The sequence below is a fragment of the Kitasatospora sp. NPDC057904 genome (assembly GCF_042887925.1).
Classification (GTDB): Bacteria; Actinomycetota; Actinomycetes; order Streptomycetales; family Streptomycetaceae; genus Kitasatospora.
Genome location: NZ_JBHVOL010000004.1, coordinates 580,768 through 601,548 on the forward strand (window position 1 = coordinate 580,768; position 20,781 = coordinate 601,548).

Below are 20,781 nucleotides of genomic sequence, written 5' to 3' on the forward strand. Positions count from 1 at the left end.
AGTGAGCACTCACTCCGTCAATGGGTTATCGGCCGTCAGTTTCGGAACTCGCCGTCAGCGGACAGGAATTCGGCGATGCGGACGATCGTCCGGTGGTTGTCGTCGAACAGGTGCGCCTGCATGCCCAGGGTCAGGGCGGTTTCGACGTTCGGCGCGTGGTCGTCGACGAAGAGGCAGTCGGCGGCGCGGACGCCGAGGATCGTGCAAGCCTTCTCGAAGGCCTGCGGGTCGGGCTTCTCCACACCGATCTCGTGCGAGTAGACGATGTGCCCGGCGTCCTCGACGAGCTCGTCGAAGCCGTAGCGGCTCACCTCGCGCTCGCGGGCGCCGACGAAGCTGTTGCTCAGGATCCCGAGCCGGGTCCGGTGTCGCAGGCCGCGTACGTGGGCGATGAGTTCGACGTTCGGCGTCCCGAGGTACTCCGCCCAGAAGTCGGCCATGAACGCCGTCGCCCGGGGAGGGTCGAGGCGCAGTCGGGCGGCCACCTGTCGGCGCACCTCCGCCTCGTCGACGGCGCCGATCGAGCCGGCGTGCCAGACGTCCTCCAGACGCTGGTCGACGGTGCCCGGCGGCAAGCCCAACTCCCGTTCCCAGTAAGGAATCCAGCCGGTTCGCGGCGTGTGCTCCAGCACGCCGCCGATGTCGAGGATGATGCAGCGTTCGTCCATGACCCACTGTCGGCGGGCGGGGACCGGCCGGGTCAAGCGGTTCGCGCGCTCTGTGACAGGGGCGTGACAGGGGCGGCCGGCGGGGTCGCGGGCCGGGTGCTGCTACCGGGCAGGTGAGGCGACCGGGATGCCTTCGGGGCGTCCGGCGAGGAGTGCGGCGAGGTGGTCGGCGCAGCGGAGGGCGGCCTCGGCCATGGCCGTTCGGGTCATGCCCGCGACGTGCGGGGTGAGCAGGGCGTTGGGCAGGTCGAACAGGGGCGAGGCGAAGGCGGCGTGCTCGTGGGCGAAGGTGTCCACGGCGGCGGCCGCGAGGGGGTGGGCGGGGTCGCGCAGGGCGTCGGCGAGCGCCCCTTCGTCGACGATGCCGCCGCGCGCGGTGTTGAGGAGCACCGATCCCGGTCGGAGCAGGGCGAGTTCGCGTCGGCCGATCAATTGGCGCGTCTGCGGGGTGAGTGGGAGGTGAAGGGACACGACGTCGCTGGTGGCGAGGAGGGTGTCGAGAGACGGGACGTGCCGTATCGGTGGCGCGGTCGGACGGCGCGCGTGTGCCTGGACGGTCATGCCGAGGGCGGACGCGCGTGTCGCGAGTGCCGTGCCGATCAGGCCCGGTCCCACGATGCCGAGGGTGAGTTCGGAGAGTTCGCGCGGCGGGGTCGCGGGTGCGCCCCAGGCGCCTCGGTGTGACCTCTCGTTGTGGGCGGACAGGTCCCTTGTGAGAGTGAGCAGTTGGGCGAGGGCGAACTCGGCGACGGCGTTCGCGTTGGAGCCCGGGGTGTGGGTGACGGTGATGCCGTACCGGGCCGCGGCGGCCAGGTCCACGTGGTCGGTGCCGGCTCCGGCACGGCCGATCACCCGCAGCGGGCGGTGTCGTTCGGGGGCCGTCGCCGCGGCGAGGAAGGCGGCGCGCAGGGGCACGCCCGCGCGGGACTTGAGCGCGTCGAAGCCCGGTCCGCGGCTGAACTCGGCCATCAGGGCCGCCTCGTCGAAGGGGTCGAGGTCGGTGAACTCGACGAGCTCCGACCAGGCGGACCGGGCACCCGCCCGGTCCTCGACGCGCCGGAGGTTGAGCGTGACGGCCAGGCGGTGGCCGGTCAGGCGCTCCAGTTCGCGGTCGAGGAGCGGACCGGGGGCGGCGTCGAGTAGGAGGACTCGCGGGTGATCCATGGTGAAGGTGCGTGCCGTTCGGTCGGGTTGTCCGTCGGGACGGTCATCGGGCCCTCCGCCGGGCCGTCCGTCGGGACGGTCATCGGGCCCTCCGCCGGGCCGTCCGTCGGGACGGTCGGCCGGCGGCGCGTCAGGCCATCCAGAAGAAGACGGCCGTCATCCGGCGGTCCGCCAGCTCGGTGCCGTAGTAGGTGGTGGCGCTGTGGATGAGGTTGGCGTGGTAGAGGAGCAGCTGGTTGTAGCGGTTCGGGACGCGGACGTCCTCGGTGAAGTGGTCGGCGGGCACGTGGCGGGTGCCGAGCGCCTCCACGAGGTTGTTGTGCGGCGCGTTGACGAGGTTGCCGCCGAGCCGGCCGCCGGGGAGCTGCTGGCGGTAGAAGCTGGTGCCGGCGTCCTTGGGGGCGCCGGGGCTCAGGTAGAGCACGGCGGCGTAGCGGCAGAGCGCCCGGGAGTCGGTGTGCGGACGGGACTCCGACTCGCCGGCGCCGACGACCTGGACGCAGTTGTGGTTGAGCGTGCCGCCGCCCGGTGTGCTCTGGACCCAGAGCCGGGAGGCGCCGGTGGCCTTGCGGACCTGGGCCTCGACGCGGGCGAGCTCGCCGGGCTCCAGGCCGGGCATGGTGCGCAGGCCGGGCCAGGTCTCCGGGCGGTGCGGGTAGCCCTCGGTCCAGTCGCCGCGGGCCAGGACGCGCTCGCGGACGGCGTCCGGATCGGGCAGGACGTTGTCCAGGACCCAGTAGTCCCGGCCGCGGGTGGGCTTGCGGTAGGGGAGGACCGGCAGGGCCGTCGGCCTGATGGGCTGTGGGGGCATGGGCATGGGCCGACGATAGGGGCGGCGGGCGTCAACTTTCTGCCGTGAACAGGTCAACCTTTCGTCAAGTGGCGATCGGGGTGCGGGTGTTCGGTTCGGTGCCGGGTGTGCATTCGTTCGTGGTCGGGCGGCGGTCCGGCGGGTGGTCGTGCCCCGCCCGGTTCGTGGTCATTCCTCGATTGCCTTGACCACCTCGGTTTCCTTGGCTTCGTCGGTCGCCCCGGCTTCGTCGGCCCGGACGGCGAAGTCGCCGAGCGCGCCCTCCAGGCGGTCGAAGGCGCGGGCGGCGGACGGGCGGACGGCCGCCGCGATGGCCTCGTGGCCCTCCCCGGCCAGGGTGCGGCGGAACACCTCGGCGGAGACGGCCCGGGGGACGGCCGCCAGCAGGCCGGCGGCGACCCGGCTCTCGAAGTCGCCGGCCGGCACGTGGGCGGCCTCGGCCAGGGCGGTGGCGAGCGCCGTCTCGCCCTGCTCGTGCAGCTCGCGCAGCCGGGCGGTCAGCGCGGGGCTCTCGGTGATGGTGCGGGCGAACGCCTCGCCGGAGAAGCCGAGCGCGGCGTCGCGCCGGTCGATCTCGGCCAGGCAGGCGCGGCGCAGCGCGGCGAGGGCGGACTCGCCGGGGGCGCGGTCGGCGACCGCTCGGGCGTACCTGGCGACCATCTCCTCGTGCAGGTCGAGGAAGAGGTCCTCCTTGCGCGGGAAGTGGTTGGTGACGGTCATCTTGGCGACGCCGGCGGCCGTCGCGACCTCGGCGATGGTGGTCCGCTCGAAGCCCCGGTCGATGAAGAGCCTGGTCGCGGCGTGCGAGATCGCCTCGCGGGTGCGGCGCTTGTTGAGCTCGCGCAGGTTCGGGGTGCTGTCGGTCATGGCGGGAGCCTAGCGCAGTTCGCTGGGTCGAGCACAGAAATTATGCTTGACCCAATCACTGGGTTCGACCTAAGTTCTTCCTCGGCGGCCGGACAGGCCGTCGGAGGAGTCCTCGGCCGCACGGGCGTGGACACGACGTCGAACCTCGGGGAGGGGCCATGACCGCGAAGGTCACCACGGTGAAGAGGGAACCGGCGGAGGGGACGGCCGGGCGGACGCCGGTCCGCGCCGGGCGGGAGCCGCTGCCGCCGGGCCTGATGAAGATGGGTGCGGTGCTGGCGCTCGGTCCGGTGCTCGCACTGCTGGACACCACGATCGTCAACGTGGGCATCGGCTCCGTCGCCCGCGATCTGCACGGCTCGATGGCGGCGGTCCAGTGGGTGTCCACCGGGTACCTGCTGGCGATAGCCCTGGTCATGCCGCTGTCCGGCTGGGCCGCCGGGCGGTTCGGCGCCCGGCGCGCGTGGCTCGCGGCGGTGGTGCTGTTCGTCCTCGGCTCCGTGCTGTGCGGGCTGTCGTGGTCGACGGGCAGCCTGATCGGCTTCCGGATCCTCCAGGGGTTCGGCGGGGGGATGATCCAGCCACTCGGGCAGACGCTCATGGTGCAGGCGGCCGGTCCGTCCAGGATCGGGCGGGTGATGGGCACGCTGCTGTTCCCGATCAGTCTCGCGCCGGTCCTCGGTCCGATCCTCGGCGGTGTGCTGCTGGATCACCTGAGCTGGCGCTGGATGTTCCTGCTGAACGTCCCGGTCGGGCTGGTCACCGTGCTGCTGGCGCTCCGCTGGCTCCCGTCGGAGGGCGGTCCCGCGCAGGCCCGTCCCCGGCTGGACGGCCTCGGCCTGGCCCTGCTCTCCCCGGGCCTGACGGGCCTGGTCTACGGGCTGTCGGTGATCGCTGACGGCGGCTGGGCCGGCCCGGCGGCGGCCGCGGCGGGGGCCCTGCTCCTCCTCGCGTACGGGTGGCACGCGCTGCGCCCGTCCGCCGGCGGGGGCCGGGCGCCGCTGATCGACCTGCGGCTCTTCGCGCGGCGCGGCTTCGCGGTCGCGACGGCGAACTCCTTCCTCCAGGGCGCGGCGCTCTACAGCTCGATGTTCCTGGTGCCGCTCTACTACCAGCAGGTGGAGCACGCCGGCGCGGTGGAGGCCGGGCTGCTCCTGGCGCCGCAGGCCCTCGGCACGGCGGTCACCTCGCTGCTTGCGGGGCGGATCGCGGACCGGCTCGCACCGCGTCCGCTGATCCTGCTCGGCATCGCCTGCTCGCTGCTCGGCACACTCGCCTTCACCCGGCTCGGTGCGGGCGGCGGTCCGGCGGACTGGCTGCTGGCGGCCTCCCTGACGCTGCGTGGCGTCGGCATGGGGATCATCCTCATACCGGGGATGGCGGCGGTCTACTCCAGCGTGGAGAAGGCCCAGGTGCCGGCCGCCGCGAGCGCGGTCAACGTGCTCAACCGGCTCGGCGGCGCCCTCGGCACCGCGGTGCTGACGCTGGTCCTGCAGCAGGCCCGGAGCGGGCACCCGGGCCACCCGGCCGCGGCCTTCGGCGACACCTTCTGGTGGGTGCTGGCCCTCTCCGCCCTCTCGATAGCCCCCGCCCTGCTCTACCCGGGCACCCGCAAGCAGGTCTGACGGCACGACAGGGGAGCCGTCTCATCCGGGAACGGCGCGGCGGTCCCGTTCGCTCACCTCAATGATCAACTTCCAAGGAGTACTCATGTTCACCAAGCACCCCGGCGGACTCCGCCTGCTCACCGTTCACGCGCACCCCGACGACGAGTCCAGCAAGGGCGCGGCCACGCTCGCCCGGTACGCGGCCGAGGGTGTCGACGTCCTGGTGGCCACCTGCACCGGCGGCGAGCGCGGCTCCGTCCTCAACCCGGCGCTGGACCGCCCGGAGGTGCGGGCCGACCTCCCGCGGATCCGACGCCAGGAGATGGCCGCCGCCCGCGAGATCCTGGGCGTGCGCCAGCAGTTCCTCGGCTTCACCGACTCCGGGATGCCCGGGCCCGGGGAGGACCTGCCCGAGGACTGCTTCGCGGCCCAGGAGTTGGAGGTGGCCGCGGCCCCGCTGGTCGCCCTGATCCGGGAGTTCCGTCCGCACGTCGTCATCACGTACGACGAGACCGGCGGGTACCCGCACCCGGACCACGTGATGACGCACCGGGTCTCGGTCGAGGCCTTCGAGGCCGCCGCCGATCCGGACCGCTATCCGGCGGCGGGGGAGCCGTGGCAGGCGGCGAAGCTCTACTACCACCTGGCGCTCTCCCGGGCCTGGTTCCAGACCATGCACGACGCGATGACGGAACGGGGCGTCCCGTCGGCCATGGGCGAGTTGCTCGTCGGCTGGCCGGAAACCCCGCCCGCCCTCGCGACCACCACGCGGATAGCGTGCGCCGAGCAGTTCGTGGTCAGGGACGCCGCGATGCTCGCGCACGCCACCCAGGTCGAGCCCGGGGTGGCCTTCATGGCCCACCCCCGGGACATCGAGCGCGAGGTCTGGCCGACGGAGGACTACCACCTCGCCCGGTCCTGCGTGCCGGCCGTCGCTGAACTGCCCGAGGCCGACCTGTTCGAGGGACTGCGATCGTGAGAGGAGGCGCGGCGGATGCGCCGTTCAGCACTGACCGTCCGCGAGGACGTAGTAGCCGGGTCCGGTCTGCCGCAGGGTGTGCGTGACGAAGGTGTTCCAGAGGCCCATGTCCTGCCTCGAGCCGAGCGCGTAGGTGAGGCCGCCGCTCTGGGTGGCCCGGCCGGCCTGCACCTGGGCGTAGTTGCTGTCGGTGAAGCACTGCGGTGCGCTGCCGCTGGTACTCGCCGTCACCGCCGCCGACCTGGCGCCCAGGGTCCCCGAGGCGTCCACCGCCGCCACGGTGTAGGTGTACGGGGTGCCGGGAGCCAGCCCGGTGTCGGTGAAGGAGGTGCCGGTCGTGGTGCCGGCCGGCGAGCCGTCGCGGAGCACCTGGTAGGACACCGCGCCGCTGACGGCCTGCCAGGAGAGGCCGATCGAGTCCGGCCCGGCCGCGGACGCGGTCAGCCCGGTCGGGGCCGGCAGACCGGGGGTGGTGGGCCCGCCGCCACCGGACAGGCCCCAGAACTGCGCGGTGTAGTAGGAGGAGCAGATGGTGCCGAGGAAGTAACTGCCGGTCGCGCCGCACTGATCGGCGCCGGAGCCCGGGTCGACGGCGAGGCCGTGGCCCATCCCGGCGACGGAGTACACCGCCACGGCGGGCCGGCCGCCCGGGTCGGCGTACAGGTCCTCGGTGGTGCCGCCCGGCAGGGGGCGGCTCGACGTCGGGCGCTGGGGGAGGCCCCAGACGTCGGTCCACTGGTCGCGCAGTTCGGTGGCGTTCACCGGCCGGACGACGGTGTCCGAGGTGCCCTGCCAGACCGCGACCCGCGGCCACGGCCCGGCGTACCCCGGGTCCGCGGACCGGACCTTGTCGCCCCACTGGGCGGGGGTGAGGCCCTGGTCGCTGTTCTGGCAGGCGGAGGCGGCGCCCTGGGTGGTGGCGCAGTGCGCGGGCAGGCCGGAGTCGATCGCACCGCCGGCGAACACGTCCGGGTAGTCGGCCAGCAGGTCGGCCGCCAGGCCGCCGCCGGCCGAGAGCCCGGTGACGTACACCCGGTGGCCGTCCGAGCCGTACAGCGCCTCGGCCTTGGCGACCATCTGGGCCACCGAACCGGCCTCTCCGGTGCCTCGCGTGTCCTTGGTCGCGTCGAACCAGCTGAAGCACGACAGGCTGTTGTTGGCACCGTTCGTCTGGGGGAACACCACGGCGAAGCCGTACAGGTCGGCGAACTTGGTCCAGCCGGAGTGCTGGTAGTAGTCGGAGGCGGTCTGGAGGCAGCCGTGCAGCGCGACCACCAGCGGCGCGCCGGCGGGCAGCCCGGCGGGGGTGTAGGCGTACATCGCGAGGTTGCCGGGGTTGCTGCCGAAGCCGGTGACCTGCTGGAACGTGCCGGTCGGGGAATCGGCCGCGGAATCGGCCGCGGAGTCGGCGGGGGAGATGGTCGCGGAGGCGGCTGCGGCGGCTGCGGCGGTGGGGGAGGCAGTAGCGGCCCCGGCGGCCAGTGTCCCGGTGAGCGTGCCGGCGGTCAGCACGGCGGCGGCGGAGGTACGGGCGAGCGCGGCGAGGACGGACATCGGAGGCTCCTGGGTGGGGGAGGAGTCGACGTGGATGCCGTGCAGCGTGTCGCCTCCCGTGCACCGTGGCCATGTGGCGCGCGACCGCCGTCCAGCGGCCCGGCATGGCGTGCACCACCACCCCGAAGCCGACCGTCTCGGCGCCGACTTCCGGGTGCCGGGCGACACTTGAGGGAAGGGCGGGAACAAGGCAGGTTGATCCCATGACGAATCAAGAGGTTGCGACCGACGAGCCGAATCCGCTGGTCACCGGGGAACTGCGGACCCGCACCCACACGTGGACGGCAGGTCCGCCGCTGACCGCCTACGCGCACCTGACCGGTGAGGAGATCCTCCAGGAGATCATCGCCGGGCGGATCCAGCCCTCCATCTGCAGCACGCTGGGCTTCCACCTCACCGCGGCCAAGCCGGGGTTCGCGGTGTTCGAGGGCGAGCCCGGTGACCACCTGTACAACCCGATGAACACCGTCCACGGGGGCTTCCTCGCCACCCTGCTCGACTCGGCCCTCGGCTGCGCCGTCCTGAGCCGCCTGCCCGCCGGACTCGGTTACACGACCACCCAGTTGAACGTCCACATGGTGCGCCCGGTGTTCGCCGACACCGGCCTGCTGCGCTGCGAGGGCGAGGTGGTGCACCTCGGCCGGACGATCGCCACCGCCGAGGCCAGGGTGGTCGGTGCCGAGACCGGCAAGCTGTACGCACACGCCACCACCACGTGCGCGATCCTGGGCCCGCGCTCGACGGACTGAGCCGAAGGGCCGGGAAGGGCGCCGGGGCCGGGCTCGGCGCCGGGGACAGGACCGGATCGAGGCGTTGGGGCCGCCCGATCCGGTCCGTGGGCGGCCGACATGCCGCGGGCCCTCCGGCCGGACGGGCGTGTCAGCCGCCGAGGCTGGTGTTGTTCTCGCCGTCGGTGCACACGATGCGGATGGTGAGGTCGGCGGGCCGGGGCTCGCCCTTCTGACCCTCCGGCGGGCAGTCGTCCTTGCGGACGGCGACGATCCAGCCGGTGGCGTCGTCGTTCGGGCGGTTCTCCAGGACGTCGGTCGTCTGGCGGTCGAGTCTGCGGTTCTCGCCGGGAGTGATGCTGAACCCGCCGCCGTAGACGCTCTCGTCGGGCGGGCAGAGCAACTCGTGCGGCTTTCCGTCGGCGCCGCCCCGGAGGGTGGGGCCGGTCACCGACTGCGGGGCGAGGATGCTCGTCGTCGCCGCCGCACTGCCGCTCGTGGCGGCGAGGACGACGACTCCCGTCACGAGGGTCACGGCGATCCTGGTCTTCCTGGGCACGAGGCGCTCCTGAGGTCCGGGGGTGGGGTGCGCGGCCATTTCAGCACGATGGTGATGCCCCGCCAGGAACCACGCACGGTGACGGTGTGTCGACAGCCGATCATGGGGCGACTGGGGTGTCTGCTCACGAACGACTACCTAGCGTGGTCTACTGGCCGCGAATCGCTGTCATCCGTGCGGCTGCCGAGCAGCCCTGACCGACATGTCGCGAGGAACCCCATGCCACGCAGAACACCCCCCAGCACCCTGCCCGCCACGTCACCCGGAGCTTCGCGCAGAAGGCTCCGGGCGGTGCTGGCGGCCAGTGCCGTCACCGTCGTCCTATCGACCACCACGATCCTGACCTCGCCCGCACCAGTCGCCGCCGCGGTGACCGACCCCTTCGCCGGGACCGGCGCGCCGCGCATCACCGACGAGCAGGTGCGGGCCGAGGTCCGGGCCGACGAGGTGGCCGCCTTCGGGCGCCCGGCCGCCGAGGGGATGGCGCGGGACCGGATCGGCCTGCGGGCCGTCCAGACCGGCTACCCGCAGACCACCCGCACCAACCGCTTCAACATGCTCACCGCCACCCAGGCGCAGGACAACGCGAAGTACGACCCCGCGCAGTTCGGCCGGTTCAAGCAGTACATCCCCTCGCCCGAGTACGGGGACCACATCGCCCTGCTGCCCACCGGCAAGGTGCTGATCTTCTCCTTCGAGGCCGTCGAGGAGAACCCCCAGAAGGAGACCGCGCCCACCGACGTCATCGGCAAGCAGAACGCCGGGCGTGCCTACCTGTGGACGCCGCCCGCGAACGACACCGACCCGGGCACGTTCAAGGCCGTCCCGCCGCCGGACGTCAACATGCCGGACGGCCTGGACGAGCCGCGCCCCGCGCCGTTCTTCTGCGCCGGTCACTCCTACCTGCCCAACGGCATGGTCGGCGTCTTCGGCGGCAACCTCGGCGGCAACGGCGGCACCGGTGCCAAGCTCGCCCTGGTCTTCGACCCGTGGACCGAGACCTGGCACCAGGAACGGGACATGGCGGTCGGCCGCTGGTACCCGTCCGTGGTCACGGGGGCCGACGGCCGGCAGACCATCATGTCCGGCCAGTCCGAACTCGGCTACGGCACCCCGACCCCCATCGTCGAACGCTTCCCGGCCAAGGGCGTCGACGTCTCCTACGGCAAGTCGAGCGTGCCCGAGAACCTCCCGCTGGACCAGTGGAAGGCGGACGCGCCCTACCGGATGGACTACCCGCACCTGTTCTCGCTCAAGGACGGGAAGATCTACGGCTTCGGCCGCAGCGCCGACCAGCAGTTCGTCTTCGACCCGGTGAACGAGACCCGCGGCACGCTGCCCAACCGCCCCGACGGCTTCACCCGCCTGTACGGCTCGGCGGTCGCCCTGCCCAACGGCACCAGCGGCCCGGACTCGGTGCTCGTCCTCGGCGGCGACCACAAGGACCCGAACACCTTCAAGTTCTCGGGCGGCCAGTGGACCAAGGAGAAGCCGAGGAACCTCGGCCGCGCCCAGGACGACACGCTCATCTTCCCCAACGGCAACCTGTTCACCGTCAACGGGGCCGTCGGCATCCGCGACTACGGCCTCGGCGACTACAACCCGAACGTCCCCGACGACCGCTTCCGCCAGGTCGAACTCCGGGACGCCGACGGCAACTGGGCCCTCGGCCCCAAGCAGCGGCTGCCGCGCGGCTACCACTCCAACGCGGTGGTCCTGCCCGACGGCCGGATCATGGTCACCGGCGACGAGCTCCAGCAGATCGCCAACAACCCGGACATCAAGGCCGGCAACAACGGCACCATCGAGATCTACGAGCCGCCGTACCTGCACCAGCCCGGCGGCCGCCCGGACATCCGGACCGCCCCGACCGACCCCGTGGGCTACGGCACCACGTTCCGGATCAACACCAACTCGCCGACCCAGGCCGCCCGCGCCGTCCTGCTCGCGCCCATCACCTCCACGCACTCGGTGGATACCAGCCAGCGCCGTCTGGAGCTCAAGCTGGTGAGCCGCGCGGGCGGCCAACTCGTCTTCCAGAGCCCGGCCTCGGCCGCGGACGCCCCGCCCGGCTGGTACATGATCTTCCTCCTCAACGACGCCGGTGTGCCCAGCGTGGCCAAGTGGATCCAGCTGGCGCCGAACCCCTAGTCCCACCGGCACCCCCGTCGGCAGCCCCATCGACACACGCCGACGCCGAGCCGACACCGCGCCCACGCCCACGCCGAGCCGACACCACGCCGACCACTCCCGCCACTCCGACGGAGCCGACGGAGCCGACGAACGGAGCCACCCCGTGCCAGACCTGAGTCTGCGTCAAGACACCGAGATCCAGGGCGACATCCTCGCCGGATTCAAGAAAGACCACATGACCCTGCTGCTCCTCCAGTTCAGCGACGCCTCGGCGGCGCGGAGCTGGCTGGAGAAGATCACTCCCAGGATCGCCACCACCCAGGAGGTCGCCCGGTTCAACGAGACCTTCAGCGACGCCCGTCAGTCCTCCGGCGGCAGTGACCCGGCGGCGCTCAAGGCCACCTGGCTGGGCCTCAGCTTCACCTACCAGGGCCTGCAGTTCGTCACCGGGCAGCCGGAGCTCCTGAAGGCGGAGGCCAGGACCGGCGACACGCTGGAGGCGTTCATCCAGGGCCCGGCCGACCCGTCGCGGTCGATCGCGCTCGGCGACACCGACGACAACGACCCGAAGCGCTGGCTGTTCGGCTGCGCCACCAAGCCGGTCGTCCACGCGGTGCTGACCATCGCCTCCGACACCCCGGCGGACCTCGACAGCGCCGTGAAGGAGCAGAAGCAGGCCGCCGGCCAGGCCGGCGCGGTCGTCGTCTACGAGCAGGAGGGCAAGCACCTCGCGGGCGACAAGAAGGGCAAGGAGCACTTCGGCTTCAAGGACGGCGTCAGCGAGCCGGAGGTCGAGGGCTTCGACGAGCCCGACCCCAACCGGTTCACCGGCGAGGGGGCCGAGACGGTGTTCTACTCGAAGAAGCACCCCGGCACCCGGATCATCCCGGCCGGCGAGTTCGTCATCGGGAAGAAGCTCGCCGCGACGCACGCCCCGGAGACAGCCGCCGCCAAGACCGTCCCCGCCTGGATGCACAACGGCTCCTTCCAGGTGGTGCGCCGCCTGGAGCAGGACGTCGCCGGCTGGTGGGCGCAGGTCGACGCCCAGCTGCGGCGGCTGAAGGACCTCAAGGCGGTGCCGGAGGACACGAAGCGGGACTGGTTCGCCGCCCGGCTGGTGGGCCGCTGGCGCAACGGGGCGCCGGTGTGCAAGTACCCCGACCAGCAGCCCGGCGACCCGGCCGCCGGAGCGGACAACGACTTCACGTACCTCGGCGACCCGGAGGACCCGGACGGCCTGATCACCCCGCTCTTCTCCCACCTGCGCAAGACCAATCCCCGCGCCGGGCTCGTCGACGGCGTCCCGGTCGACGAGGCCTTCATCGACGCCCGCCGGATCATGAGGCGCGGCGCCCCCTACGGGAAGCCCTTCGATCCGACCAGCGACATCCCCGAGTTCGGCCCCGACGCCCAGCGCGGCCTGCTCTTCGTCTGCTACCAGTCCGACCTGGTGGGCCAGTTCGAGTTCATCCAGGCCAACTGGATCAACGACCCGGACTTCCCGCCCGGCCGTGAGGCCAAGCCCGGCCCGGACCCGCTGGTCAGCGGCCAGCTCGCCACCGTGAACGACGGCCGGGTCAGCTGGGAGGGCAGGTCCCCGGCGGGCGAACGGGCCACCACCGGGCTGGACTTCCGCCCGTTCGTCCAGACCCGCGGCGCGCTCTACTGCTTCACGCCCTCCATCACCACGCTGCGCCGGCTCGCCCAGGGCCGTCTCAACGGCGAGCTCGTCGACGACGGCAGGCAGCCGGTCGTGGCGCAGAGCCTGCCGATGGACTGCGTCCTGCCGCTGCCCGACGTGGACGGCCGCTACTGGACGTTCCAGCAGGGCACGATCCGCCTGATCGGCGCCGGCGGCACCGAGGTCCGCCAGCTCACCACCGGCACGGTCGACGACCGCACCGGGGTCGTGGTCAGGAACGTCGGACCGTACTCGTCCTGGCCCGCGCTGAGGGGCGTCACCCGGATCGACACCATCCTGCCGGTGTTCGACCAGCAGCGCGTCGACGGCAAGTGCGACTACTGGGTCTTCCACACGGTGGGCGGCAACCAGGTCTACCGCTACGTGTCGATCGACGCCTCCGAGCCGTACGCGAGCCGGGTGGTGGCCGAGGACCAGCCGGTGAGTCGGTGGAGCTCGTTCGGCGGGACGACTCCCGTCACGCACGTGGACGCCTTCCTGGCCGTCCCCGACATGCGGCCCGCCGGCGACGGCTCGCACTGGTACTGGGTGTTCCACAACACCCCGGTGGGCCAGCGCTACCGGCTGATCTCCATCGGCCGCTCCGGCCGGGCGTACCCGGACCGGCTCCAGCGGGACGACCGGCAGCTCGGCCTCTGGCGCTCGCTGGAGGGCGTCACGCGCGTGGACGCCTTCCTGGCCGTTCCCGGCCGGGACGACCCGAGTGGCGGTCAGCACTGGTACTGGGTGTTCCACCAGGACAAGTACCGGACGATCATGATCAACCACGGCGGCAACCACCAGGACGACCTGCTGCGCGAGGACCGCCCGACGGCGGTCTGGTGCCGCCGGCCGTAGCCGTTCCGGGACCCTTCGGGGAGATGGACGACATCGGGTCCCGGCCGCCCCGAGGCGGCCGGGACCCGATCGGTGTGCGGCGTCAGAGCGCGGCGAGGATCCCGCAGACGGCCAGGAGGCCGCAGATGCCGAAGTTGACGAGCTTGTGGGAGAGGAAGACGGCGGCGAACTCCCGGATGGTCGCGCTGGGCCAGTAGTAGGCGGCGGTGGGGGAGCCGAAGACGTGGCCGTTGACGCCGGTCCTCCGGGCGGTGAGGGCGGCCCGGAAGGCGTGGAAGTTGTTGGTGACGACGACGCAGCGGTAGTCGGGCTTGGCGCCCTCCATGATGGCCTTGCTGAAGAGCAGGTTCTCCTCGGTGGTGCGCGAGCGGTCCTCGCGGGCGACGTGCTCGGCGGGGAAGCCGCGTTCGAGCAGGTAGTCGGCCATCGCGTGGGACTCCGGGAGCTTCTCGTCCGGTCCCTGGCCGCCCGAGGTGATGAGCACCGGCGGGTTGCCCCGCGCGGCCTGCTCCTCGTAGACCTCGCGGCCCCGGTTCAGCCGGCTGGCCAGCAGCGGCGGCACCCGCTCGCCGCCGATCAGCCCGGAGCCCAGCACCACGACGAAGTCGACGTCCCGGCGCGGCCGGTGGCGGCCGTAGAGGAAGGCGTAGCCGACGAAGCACACGAACAGGAAGGAGACGTAGCCGACCACCAGCACGGACGTGACCGCGAGGATGCCGAGCCGGTGCGAGCCGGTGGCGACCGCGAGGACCAGCAGGCCGAGGACGCCGACGATGCCCAGGCCGGCCAGCAGCGACAGCAGGTTGGCGGGCCGCACGCCCTCCTTGCGGATCATGGTCACGCCGTTGGCGAGCAGGAACCAGACCAGGGCCACCGTGCCGAGCGCCGGCAGCAGCACGATGGCGAGCGCCGCCAACTCGGCCACCAGCGTGGGCGCGTGCCGCAGTTCGGCGAGCAGGGCGAGCGAGAGGAAGGAGACGGCGATCCCGAGCAGCACGGCATTGCTGAACCGGCGCCGGTCGCGGAGCACCCCTATCCCGAACAGCACGAGGAACAGGACGGCCGGAGCGTAGGCGAACATGCCTCGTATCGTAGGTGTCGAGCGCGCCCGCCCTGAACTCGCGCGCGAACCGCGGCCGGTGGGTAGCGGTTATGGCGCCACGAGAGGGGGCGGCCGGCGCCGCTACCTCGACTCCGGGGGGAGCAGGGTGGCGAGGCCGTCGAGGACGCGTGCGACGCAGAACTCGAAGCGGGCGTCCATGTCGGGTTCGGTGAGGTCGCCGGCGAGTTCGACCAGGGTGGGGAACTCGGCGGCGGGCAGGGAGCGGAAGCGGTCGGCGGCCGCGTCCACGGCGTCCCGGCGGCTGCTGCTGCCGGTGGCCTCGGCGGCGGAGACCGGCGCCTGCTCCTGGAGGACGAAGCCCTGGACGAAGGTGCCGAGCAGGTAGGTGACCATCGCGGCGTCGGCGTTGGAGAAGCCGGCCTCGCGGAGACGGTCGAGCTGGTCCTCCAGGATCGCGAGCATGTGCGGGCCCAGGCCCAACCGGCCCGCCACGACCTTGGCGGCGTCGCGGTTGTCGAGCAGCAGCCGGCGGTGGATCCGGCAGTACCCGTGGAGCTGCTCGCGCCAGCCGCCCTCGCGCGGCGGCGGTTCGGCCTTGGCCATGATCGCGTCGTTGAGGAGGTCGATCAGCTCCTCCTTGTTGCGCACGTGCCAGTACAGCGAGGCGGCCTTGACGCCGACCTCGGCGGCGACCTTGCGCATCGACAGCCCGGCGAGGCCGTCCCGTTCCAGGACCTTCAGTGCCGCCTGCGCCAGCGCTTCCCTGGTCAGCGCCGGCGTGGCGCCCTCGTTCTCCGGCATGGGTGTGTGGACGCCTCCTGTGGTCGGACCGGGTCTTCCGGTGCTGGTCCGGTGCCGTTCCGGCGCGCCCGCGGCGCTCCTCCCGGCGACCTCACGATATCCCGCTTGCAATCTAACGGTGTTAGGGACACTCTTGGCGTGCCACCGGGGCCCCTAACACCGTTAGGGGCGGAGAAGTCCGGAGGGGAGTCCGGTGAATCTGGAGGGGAGTCCGATGAAGGAGTCGGGAGGGCCGGGCGCGCGCCGCAAGCGGCTCGCGCTCGTGACGCTCTGCGTCACCATGTTCATGTCCATGCTGGACAACGTCATCGTCAACAACGCCCTGCCGCGGATCGGGCAGGACCTGGACGCCGGCATCAGCGGCCTGCAGTGGGTCGCGGAGGGCTACAGCCTCGTCTACGCCGCGCTCGTCCTCACCGGCGGCGCGCTCGGCGACCGGTACGGCCGCACCCGGGTGTTCCGTCTCGGCCTCGCGCTGTTCACGGCCGGCTCCGCCGCCGCCGCGCTCGCCGGGACGATCGAGGTGCTGGTCGCCGCCCGGATGCTGCAGGGCGTCGGCGCCGCGCTGCTCACCCCGGGCAGCCTCGCCATCCTGCGGACGGTCTTCACCGGGGAGCGCGAGCGGGCCAGGGCGATCGGCACGTGGTCCGGGGTCTCGGCACTGGGCCTGTCCGTCGGCCCGGTGCTCGGCGGTCCGATGGTCGAACACCTCGGCTGGGCCAGCGTGTTCTGGATCAACGTGCCGATCGGCGTGGCCGGGCTCGTGCTCGCCGCCCGCGTGCTCCCCGACATCCCCGCGCGCCCCCGGCGGATCGACCTCGGCGGCCTCGCCCTGTCCGCGGCCGGCCTCGGCGCGCTCGTCTACGCGCTGATCGAAGGGCCGTCCCGCGGCTGGACCGACACCCGCGTGCTCGCCTGCGGCGCCGCCGCGGCCGTGCTGCTCGCCGCCTTCCTGGTGCTCGAACTGCGGGTGCCCCAGCCGATGCTGGAGCTGCGGCTGTTCCGCGACGGCGCCCTGAACGCCGCGCTGCTCAGCGGGTTCATGGTCAGCTTCGGAATGTTCGGCGCGCTGTTCTTCCTGCCGCTGCTCATGCAGGGCGTGCTCGGCTGGGCCCCCTCGGACGCGGGCTACGCGGGGCTGCCGATGACCGCGATGATCGTGTTCGCGGCGCCGCTCTCCAGTCGCCTGACCAGCGCGTACGGCCCCCGGCTGCCGCTGGTGCTCGGGGTCTCGCTGTGCGCGGTCGGCCTCTTCGGGCTGTCCTTCCACGGCGAACGGGCCCACTACGTCGAGTACCTGTGGACGCTGTTCACGATGGGCCTCGGCATGGGGATGACGTTCACCCCGGTGTCGATCGCCGTGCTGCAGCGGGTGTCCCCGGCGCAGACCGGGATGGCCTCGGCGACCATCAACACGCTGCGGGAGCTCGGTGGCGTCCTCGGGATCGCGGTGCTCGGCGCCGTCCTGACCAACCGGATGACGGACACCCTCACCGCCTCCCTGCACCGGCTCGGCGTCCCGGCCGGCGCCGTCGGCCCGATCGCGGACGCGCCCGCCGGGCGCGGCACGGGGGCGGCGGGTGCGCTGCCCGCTCCGGTCCAGGCGGCCGTGGACGGAGCCTTCGTCGACGGTGTCCACCTCGCGCTGCGGTGCGGCGCGGGCGCGCTCGCCGTCGCCGCCGTCCTGGTCGCGCTGCTCCTCGGCCGGGCCCGCCCGGTCGCCGGCCCGCCGACGGGTGAGGACGCCCACGCGGGTGCGGAGCACAGCCCGGCGGACGGCCCCGGGGTCCACGCCCGGTGACGCCGTCACCGGGCGGGTCTCAGCGGATCCCCTCGACCGCCGCCTGCGCCGCCCGGGCCAGTTCCCGCCGGGCGCCCCAGCGGGTGGGCTGCGGCTCGGGGGCCGGGATCGGCGGCAGGAGCGTCACCTCGGCGACGAGCCCGCGCACCGCGACCACCCGGGCGAGCGAGGTGAGCAGTCCGTCCTCGCCGACGAAGGCCGGCGCGCTGGTCGGCCGTCCGTCCGCCAGCCGGTAGCGGATCGTCACCGGCTGGACGAAGGCGCCGGTGTCCACGGCGGCCTGGAAGAGCGCCGGACGGAACCGCCCGCTCTCCCGCCCGCACCACGTCGACCCCTCCGGGAAGACGATCACCGGGTGGCCGGCGCGCAGCTCCCGGGCGACCGCCCCGACCGTGTCCGGCAGGGTGCGCAGCCGGTCCCGGTCGAGGAACACCGTGCCGCCCCAGGCGACCAGCGGCCCGAGCACCGGCCAGCGCCGGACCTCGGTCTTGGCCAGCGAGCGGCCCGGCCGCCCGGCGGCGATCAGCGGGATGTCCAGCCACGACACGTGGTTGGCGACCACCAGCATCCCGCCGCCGACCGCGCCGGTGGGCTTGTCGAGGCGGACGGTGACCCCGAGCGAGCGCAGCAGCGCGCGGGCCCAGAGCCGGATCATCCGGTCCCGCGGCTCGTGCGGGAGGAAGCGGACCGGCACGGTGAGGGCGACGCCCGTGACCACCGCCGCCAGGCAGAGCGCGAGCCGCAGCGCCCGCCGGAGGTGCGGGACCTCCGGCGAGGCCTCGACGAGGCACGTGTCCGGGCGGCAGGGCGCGCTCGGCAGCCACACGCTCATGCGCCCGCCTCTCTCCGCTCGCGGGGCGCTTCGCGCAACACGCACCGCTCAATGGCTCGCATTCCCCCAGCCTTCGGCCGGGGGTGCCCCCACCGCTCGCTCACTTGGTCGTGACCGACGGCAGGCCGGGCACGCCGGCGAGGAAGTGCCGCAGGTAGCGCGGGTCGGTGCGCTCCAGGGACAGCAGCACGTAGAGGTCGGCGCAGTCGAAGTCCGGGTCGTGGGCGGGCTCGCCGCAGACCCAGGCGCCGAGGCGCAGGTAGCCGCGGAGCAGCGCGGGCAGGGCGCCCCGCTCGGCGCGGGGCACGCCGGCGGCGTCCCAGCGGCGGTGCGGGGTGACGCGGTACTCCTCGGGGGCCAGGTGCTTGGCGCTGACGGCGTCCCAGACGCGCGCGGCGGTGGCGCCCCGGTCGTCGAGCGGGACGGAGCAGCAGCCGCCGAGCCAGGTGTTGCCGGTCTCGACCATGTAGCGGGCGATGCCGCCCCACATGAGGTTGATGACGGCGCCGTTGCCGCGGTGCTCGGCGCTGATGCAGGAGCGGCCGACCTCGACCAGGCCGGGGCGGACCGGGGCGAGCGCCGAGAGGTCGAACTCGCCGTCGGAGTAGAGCCGTCCGGCCCGGCGGGCGGCTTCGGGGCGCAGCAGCCGGTAGGTGCCGACGACGGTGCCGTCCTGGCCCTCGCGGACCAGCAGGTGGTCGCAGTACTCGTCGAAGGGGTCGACGTCGAGGCCGGCGACCGGGCTGTGCAGGACGGCGCCGAGTTCGCCGGCGAAGACCTGGTGGCGCAGCCGCTGGGCGGCGCGGACGTCGTCCTCGTCGCGGGCGAGGGAGACGGTGTAGGTGGGCGCGGGCGTGGGGTCCTGGCGCTGGGCGGGCACCGCCGGGGCGTCGTGGGTGGGGGCGACTGCGGTCGGAGCGTACGTGGGGACGGTGGTCATGGCGGACCCTCCAGGGCAGCACGGGCGGCGGTGCCGCGGTTCTCGTGGCACCGGCCCGGTTCGCACGCGCTGGGCACGGGCGCGAACCGGTCACCGGTATGTCTGTCCGAGTCGGCTGGAATTCACGTTGCCGTTCGGCGGAGGGCAGATGTGCAGCTGTTGAATGGGACCACCCTCGCCCGGTGGTCATCTGCGGGGCACCTGCGGGTCGTTCGGCGCTCGCCGGGTGGGGGTGGACACGACAGGGCCCCGCCGGGTACGCCCGGCGGGGCCGTCGTTCGGGTGTGCGCGGGCGGGGTCAGTACGCCCGCCAGCCCTCCGGGTCCACGCCGCCGGGGACGGCGTCGGCGGGGCCGTACGGCTCGCGGGTGAGCACGAAGGAGCCGAGGTCGAGGTGGCTCACGGTGCCGTCGGCGGCGCGGACGGCGCGCAGAGTCTCGCCGGCGTAGTAGTTGTCGAGCCCGGTCCAGGTGCCGTCCGGCTCGGCGCGGAAGCGGGAGTTGCGGTGGCCGCCGGCGAGCGGGCCGAGTTCGAGGCCGCGGTCGGCGGTGAGCCGCAGCACGTGCGGGGCGGCGCCCCAGTACCAGGGGCCGGTGAGTGCGAGGAGGTCTTGGTCCACCTCGGGCAGCGGGCGCCAGGGAGCCGGGATCCGCGGCTCGTGCTCGGCGGTGATGGCGATCAACTGGGCGGCCAGCAAAGGGGCGTTGGCGCCGCTGGTGGCGTTGGTGAGGGCGAGGGCCGCGAGGCCGTCCTGCGCGCTGACCCAGAGCCCGGCGACGAAGCCCGGCACCGAGCCGGTGTGCCCGTACAGCACCCGGCCATCGTGGCGCAGGAGTTGGAGGCCGAGGCCGTAGGCGGAGGTCCAGTCCGGATTGTCCGCTCCGACGGCCGGGCGGCACATCTCGGCGATCGTGCCGGCGGAGAGCACCAAGCCGTCGCCGGCGGCGAGGAAGGCGGCCCAGCGGGCCAAGTCGGAGGCCGTCGACCAGAGTTGGCCGGCCGGGGCCATCAGCCCGGTGTCGGTGAGGGGCTCGGGGAGCATGACGTCGGCCCACGGGTGGACGGCGAAGCCGCCGGCGTGCGGCTGCTCGGGCAGGAGCGTGGTGCGGTCCATGCCGAGCGGGGCCAGCACCTCGCGCCGCAGCGCCTCGTGCCAGGGCTCGCCGCGCAGCTTCTCCACCAGGGCGCCGAGCAGGGCGTAGCCGGGGTTGGAGTAGTGGTGGCGGCGCCCGGCCGGGTGCTTGAGCGGCTCCTGCGCTTCGAGCAGGTCGCCGAGGGCGGGCCGCAGGGCGCCGTCGGTCCGCTCCCACCAGGGGCCCGGCGTCTCGGCGGCGAGTCCGGCGGAGTGCGCGAGCAGCTGGGCGATCGTGGCGTCGTCGGCCGGGGTGCCGGGCAGGTGGCGGGCGAGCGGGTCGGCGAGGTCGAGCACGCCCTCGTCACGCAGCCGCAGCACCAGTACGGCGACCATGGTCTTGGTGAGCGAGCCGATCCGGTACTGGACGTCGGGGGTCGGCGCGTGCCCGTCCACCATGCTGCGGGCCCCGCTCCAGACCGGGCGGCCGTCGCGCACCACCGCGGCCACCAGGGAGGGCGTGCGGCCCTCGGCCTGGGCCACGGCGGTGCGGTGGAACAGGGCGCGGCGGGTGGTGGGCAGCAGCCCCTCGGGCAGGTCCGTCATGTGCTCTTCCGGAGTACTCATGATCGGACAGTAGTTCAGTCCGGCGCGCGTCTCCGG

At 73.2% G+C, this 20,781-nt stretch carries 17 protein-coding genes; 6 read left to right on the forward strand and 11 right to left on the reverse strand.

The window, feature by feature from the left end; all coding sequences use genetic code 11:
- Window positions 1–35 precede the first annotated feature (35 nt).
- The 4 genes from ACFVSN_RS14285 to ACFVSN_RS14300 form a co-directional block, all read right to left on the reverse strand.
- Window positions 36–668, reverse strand: a complete 633-nt coding sequence (locus tag ACFVSN_RS14285) for an HAD family hydrolase (protein ID WP_387955244.1) — start codon at window positions 666–668, stop codon at window positions 36–38.
- Window positions 669–770: 102 nt separating this feature from the next.
- Complete coding sequence (locus ACFVSN_RS14290) at window positions 771–1,832, reverse strand: NAD(P)-dependent oxidoreductase (RefSeq protein ID WP_387955246.1); 1,062 nt, start codon at window positions 1,830–1,832, stop codon at window positions 771–773.
- A gap of 130 nt (window positions 1,833–1,962) precedes the next feature.
- A complete protein-coding gene (locus ACFVSN_RS14295) occupies window positions 1,963–2,643 on the reverse strand; it encodes a DUF6445 family protein (RefSeq protein ID WP_387955289.1) in 681 nt (226 codons plus the stop codon).
- Between the two features lie 168 nt (window positions 2,644–2,811).
- Window positions 2,812–3,510 carry a TetR/AcrR family transcriptional regulator gene (locus tag ACFVSN_RS14300; RefSeq protein ID WP_387955248.1) on the reverse strand — a complete coding sequence of 233 codons (699 nt, stop codon included), beginning with the start codon at window positions 3,508–3,510 and terminating at the stop codon, window positions 2,812–2,814.
- 158 nt (window positions 3,511–3,668) lie between these two features.
- Here ACFVSN_RS14300 and ACFVSN_RS14305 point away from each other — a divergent pair, with 158 nt between their 5' ends.
- Window positions 3,669–5,135 carry an MDR family MFS transporter gene (locus ACFVSN_RS14305; protein ID WP_387955250.1) on the forward strand — a complete coding sequence of 489 codons (1,467 nt, stop codon included), beginning with the start codon at window positions 3,669–3,671 and terminating at the stop codon, window positions 5,133–5,135.
- An 85-nt stretch (window positions 5,136–5,220) separates the two neighbouring features.
- Entirely contained in the window at window positions 5,221–6,096 is an 876-nt protein-coding gene (mca, locus tag ACFVSN_RS14310) for a mycothiol conjugate amidase Mca (RefSeq protein ID WP_387955252.1), read from the forward strand.
- Window positions 6,097–6,120: 24 nt separating this feature from the next.
- Here the strand turns inward: mca and ACFVSN_RS14315 are convergent, their stop codons facing one another.
- A complete protein-coding gene (locus tag ACFVSN_RS14315) occupies window positions 6,121–7,650 on the reverse strand; it encodes a PHB depolymerase family esterase (protein ID WP_387955253.1) in 1,530 nt (509 codons plus the stop codon).
- Between the two features lie 203 nt (window positions 7,651–7,853).
- Between ACFVSN_RS14315 and ACFVSN_RS14320 the strand changes: the two genes are divergently transcribed.
- A complete protein-coding gene (locus ACFVSN_RS14320) occupies window positions 7,854–8,399 on the forward strand; it encodes a PaaI family thioesterase (RefSeq protein WP_380494099.1) in 546 nt (181 codons plus the stop codon).
- 130 nt (window positions 8,400–8,529) lie between these two features.
- On the opposite strand, the gene ACFVSN_RS14325 is transcribed toward ACFVSN_RS14320, so the two are convergent.
- Window positions 8,530–8,937, reverse strand: a complete 408-nt coding sequence (locus ACFVSN_RS14325; RefSeq protein ID WP_387955255.1) for a hypothetical protein — start codon at window positions 8,935–8,937, stop codon at window positions 8,530–8,532.
- Window positions 8,938–9,228: 291 nt separating this feature from the next.
- Between ACFVSN_RS14325 and ACFVSN_RS14330 the strand changes: the two genes are divergently transcribed.
- Complete coding sequence (locus ACFVSN_RS14330) at window positions 9,229–11,088, forward strand: galactose oxidase-like domain-containing protein (protein WP_380500561.1); 1,860 nt, start codon at window positions 9,229–9,231, stop codon at window positions 11,086–11,088.
- A 145-nt stretch (window positions 11,089–11,233) separates the two neighbouring features.
- Window positions 11,234–13,609 carry a Dyp-type peroxidase gene (locus ACFVSN_RS14335; protein WP_387955258.1) on the forward strand — a complete coding sequence of 792 codons (2,376 nt, stop codon included), beginning with the start codon at window positions 11,234–11,236 and terminating at the stop codon, window positions 13,607–13,609.
- Window positions 13,610–13,691: 82 nt separating this feature from the next.
- Here the strand turns inward: ACFVSN_RS14335 and ACFVSN_RS14340 are convergent, their stop codons facing one another.
- Together ACFVSN_RS14340 and ACFVSN_RS14345 are read right to left on the reverse strand one after the other, a co-directional pair.
- A complete protein-coding gene (locus ACFVSN_RS14340) occupies window positions 13,692–14,690 on the reverse strand; it encodes a YdcF family protein (protein ID WP_387955259.1) in 999 nt (332 codons plus the stop codon).
- 102 nt (window positions 14,691–14,792) lie between these two features.
- Window positions 14,793–15,473 carry a TetR/AcrR family transcriptional regulator gene (locus ACFVSN_RS14345; protein WP_387955261.1) on the reverse strand — a complete coding sequence of 227 codons (681 nt, stop codon included), beginning with the start codon at window positions 15,471–15,473 and terminating at the stop codon, window positions 14,793–14,795.
- A 214-nt stretch (window positions 15,474–15,687) separates the two neighbouring features.
- Here ACFVSN_RS14345 and ACFVSN_RS14350 point away from each other — a divergent pair, with 214 nt between their 5' ends.
- Window positions 15,688–17,274, forward strand: coding sequence for an MFS transporter (locus tag ACFVSN_RS14350; protein ID WP_380494090.1), 1,587 nt, complete (start codon window positions 15,688–15,690; stop codon window positions 17,272–17,274).
- 19 nt (window positions 17,275–17,293) lie between these two features.
- On the opposite strand, the gene ACFVSN_RS14355 is transcribed toward ACFVSN_RS14350, so the two are convergent.
- The 3 genes from ACFVSN_RS14355 to ACFVSN_RS14365 form a co-directional block, all read right to left on the reverse strand.
- On the reverse strand, window positions 17,294–18,106 hold the full coding sequence (locus tag ACFVSN_RS14355; RefSeq protein ID WP_387955263.1) for a lysophospholipid acyltransferase family protein: 813 nt from the start codon (window positions 18,104–18,106) through the stop codon (window positions 17,294–17,296).
- Window positions 18,107–18,206: 100 nt separating this feature from the next.
- Window positions 18,207–19,046 (reverse strand): GNAT family N-acetyltransferase, encoded by an 840-nt coding sequence (locus ACFVSN_RS14360; RefSeq protein ID WP_380436412.1) that lies wholly within the window; start codon window positions 19,044–19,046, stop codon window positions 18,207–18,209.
- A gap of 298 nt (window positions 19,047–19,344) precedes the next feature.
- A complete protein-coding gene (locus ACFVSN_RS14365; protein WP_387955265.1) occupies window positions 19,345–20,745 on the reverse strand; it encodes a serine hydrolase domain-containing protein in 1,401 nt (466 codons plus the stop codon).
- Between the last annotated feature and the right edge of the window lie 36 nt (window positions 20,746–20,781).

Bases quoted from the DNA above. Each gene is read 5' to 3' on its own strand.
- ACFVSN_RS14355 (WP_387955263.1), bottom strand. From the start codon at position 18,106: ATGAGCGTGTGGCTGCCGAGCGCGCCCTGCCGCCCGGACACGTGCCTC.
- ACFVSN_RS14340 (WP_387955259.1), bottom strand. From the start codon at position 14,690: ATGTTCGCCTACGCTCCGGCCGTCCTGTTCCTCGTGCTGTTCGGGATA.
- ACFVSN_RS14315 (WP_387955253.1), bottom strand. From the start codon at position 7,650: ATGTCCGTCCTCGCCGCGCTCGCCCGTACCTCCGCCGCCGCCGTGCTG.
- mca (WP_387955252.1), top strand. From the start codon at position 5,221: ATGTTCACCAAGCACCCCGGCGGACTCCGCCTGCTCACCGTTCACGCG.
- ACFVSN_RS14350 (WP_380494090.1), top strand. From the start codon at position 15,688: ATGAAGGAGTCGGGAGGGCCGGGCGCGCGCCGCAAGCGGCTCGCGCTC.
- ACFVSN_RS14345 (WP_387955261.1), bottom strand. From the start codon at position 15,473: ATGCCGGAGAACGAGGGCGCCACGCCGGCGCTGACCAGGGAAGCGCTG.
- ACFVSN_RS14285 (WP_387955244.1), bottom strand. From the start codon at position 668: ATGGACGAACGCTGCATCATCCTCGACATCGGCGGCGTGCTGGAGCAC.
- ACFVSN_RS14305 (WP_387955250.1), top strand. From the start codon at position 3,669: ATGACCGCGAAGGTCACCACGGTGAAGAGGGAACCGGCGGAGGGGACG.
- ACFVSN_RS14300 (WP_387955248.1), bottom strand. From the start codon at position 3,510: ATGACCGACAGCACCCCGAACCTGCGCGAGCTCAACAAGCGCCGCACC.
- ACFVSN_RS14360 (WP_380436412.1), bottom strand. From the start codon at position 19,046: ATGACCACCGTCCCCACGTACGCTCCGACCGCAGTCGCCCCCACCCAC.
- ACFVSN_RS14290 (WP_387955246.1), bottom strand. From the start codon at position 1,832: ATGGATCACCCGCGAGTCCTCCTACTCGACGCCGCCCCCGGTCCGCTC.
- ACFVSN_RS14365 (WP_387955265.1), bottom strand. From the start codon at position 20,745: ATGAGTACTCCGGAAGAGCACATGACGGACCTGCCCGAGGGGCTGCTG.
- ACFVSN_RS14295 (WP_387955289.1), bottom strand. From the start codon at position 2,643: ATGCCCCCACAGCCCATCAGGCCGACGGCCCTGCCGGTCCTCCCCTAC.
- ACFVSN_RS14320 (WP_380494099.1), top strand. From the start codon at position 7,854: ATGACGAATCAAGAGGTTGCGACCGACGAGCCGAATCCGCTGGTCACC.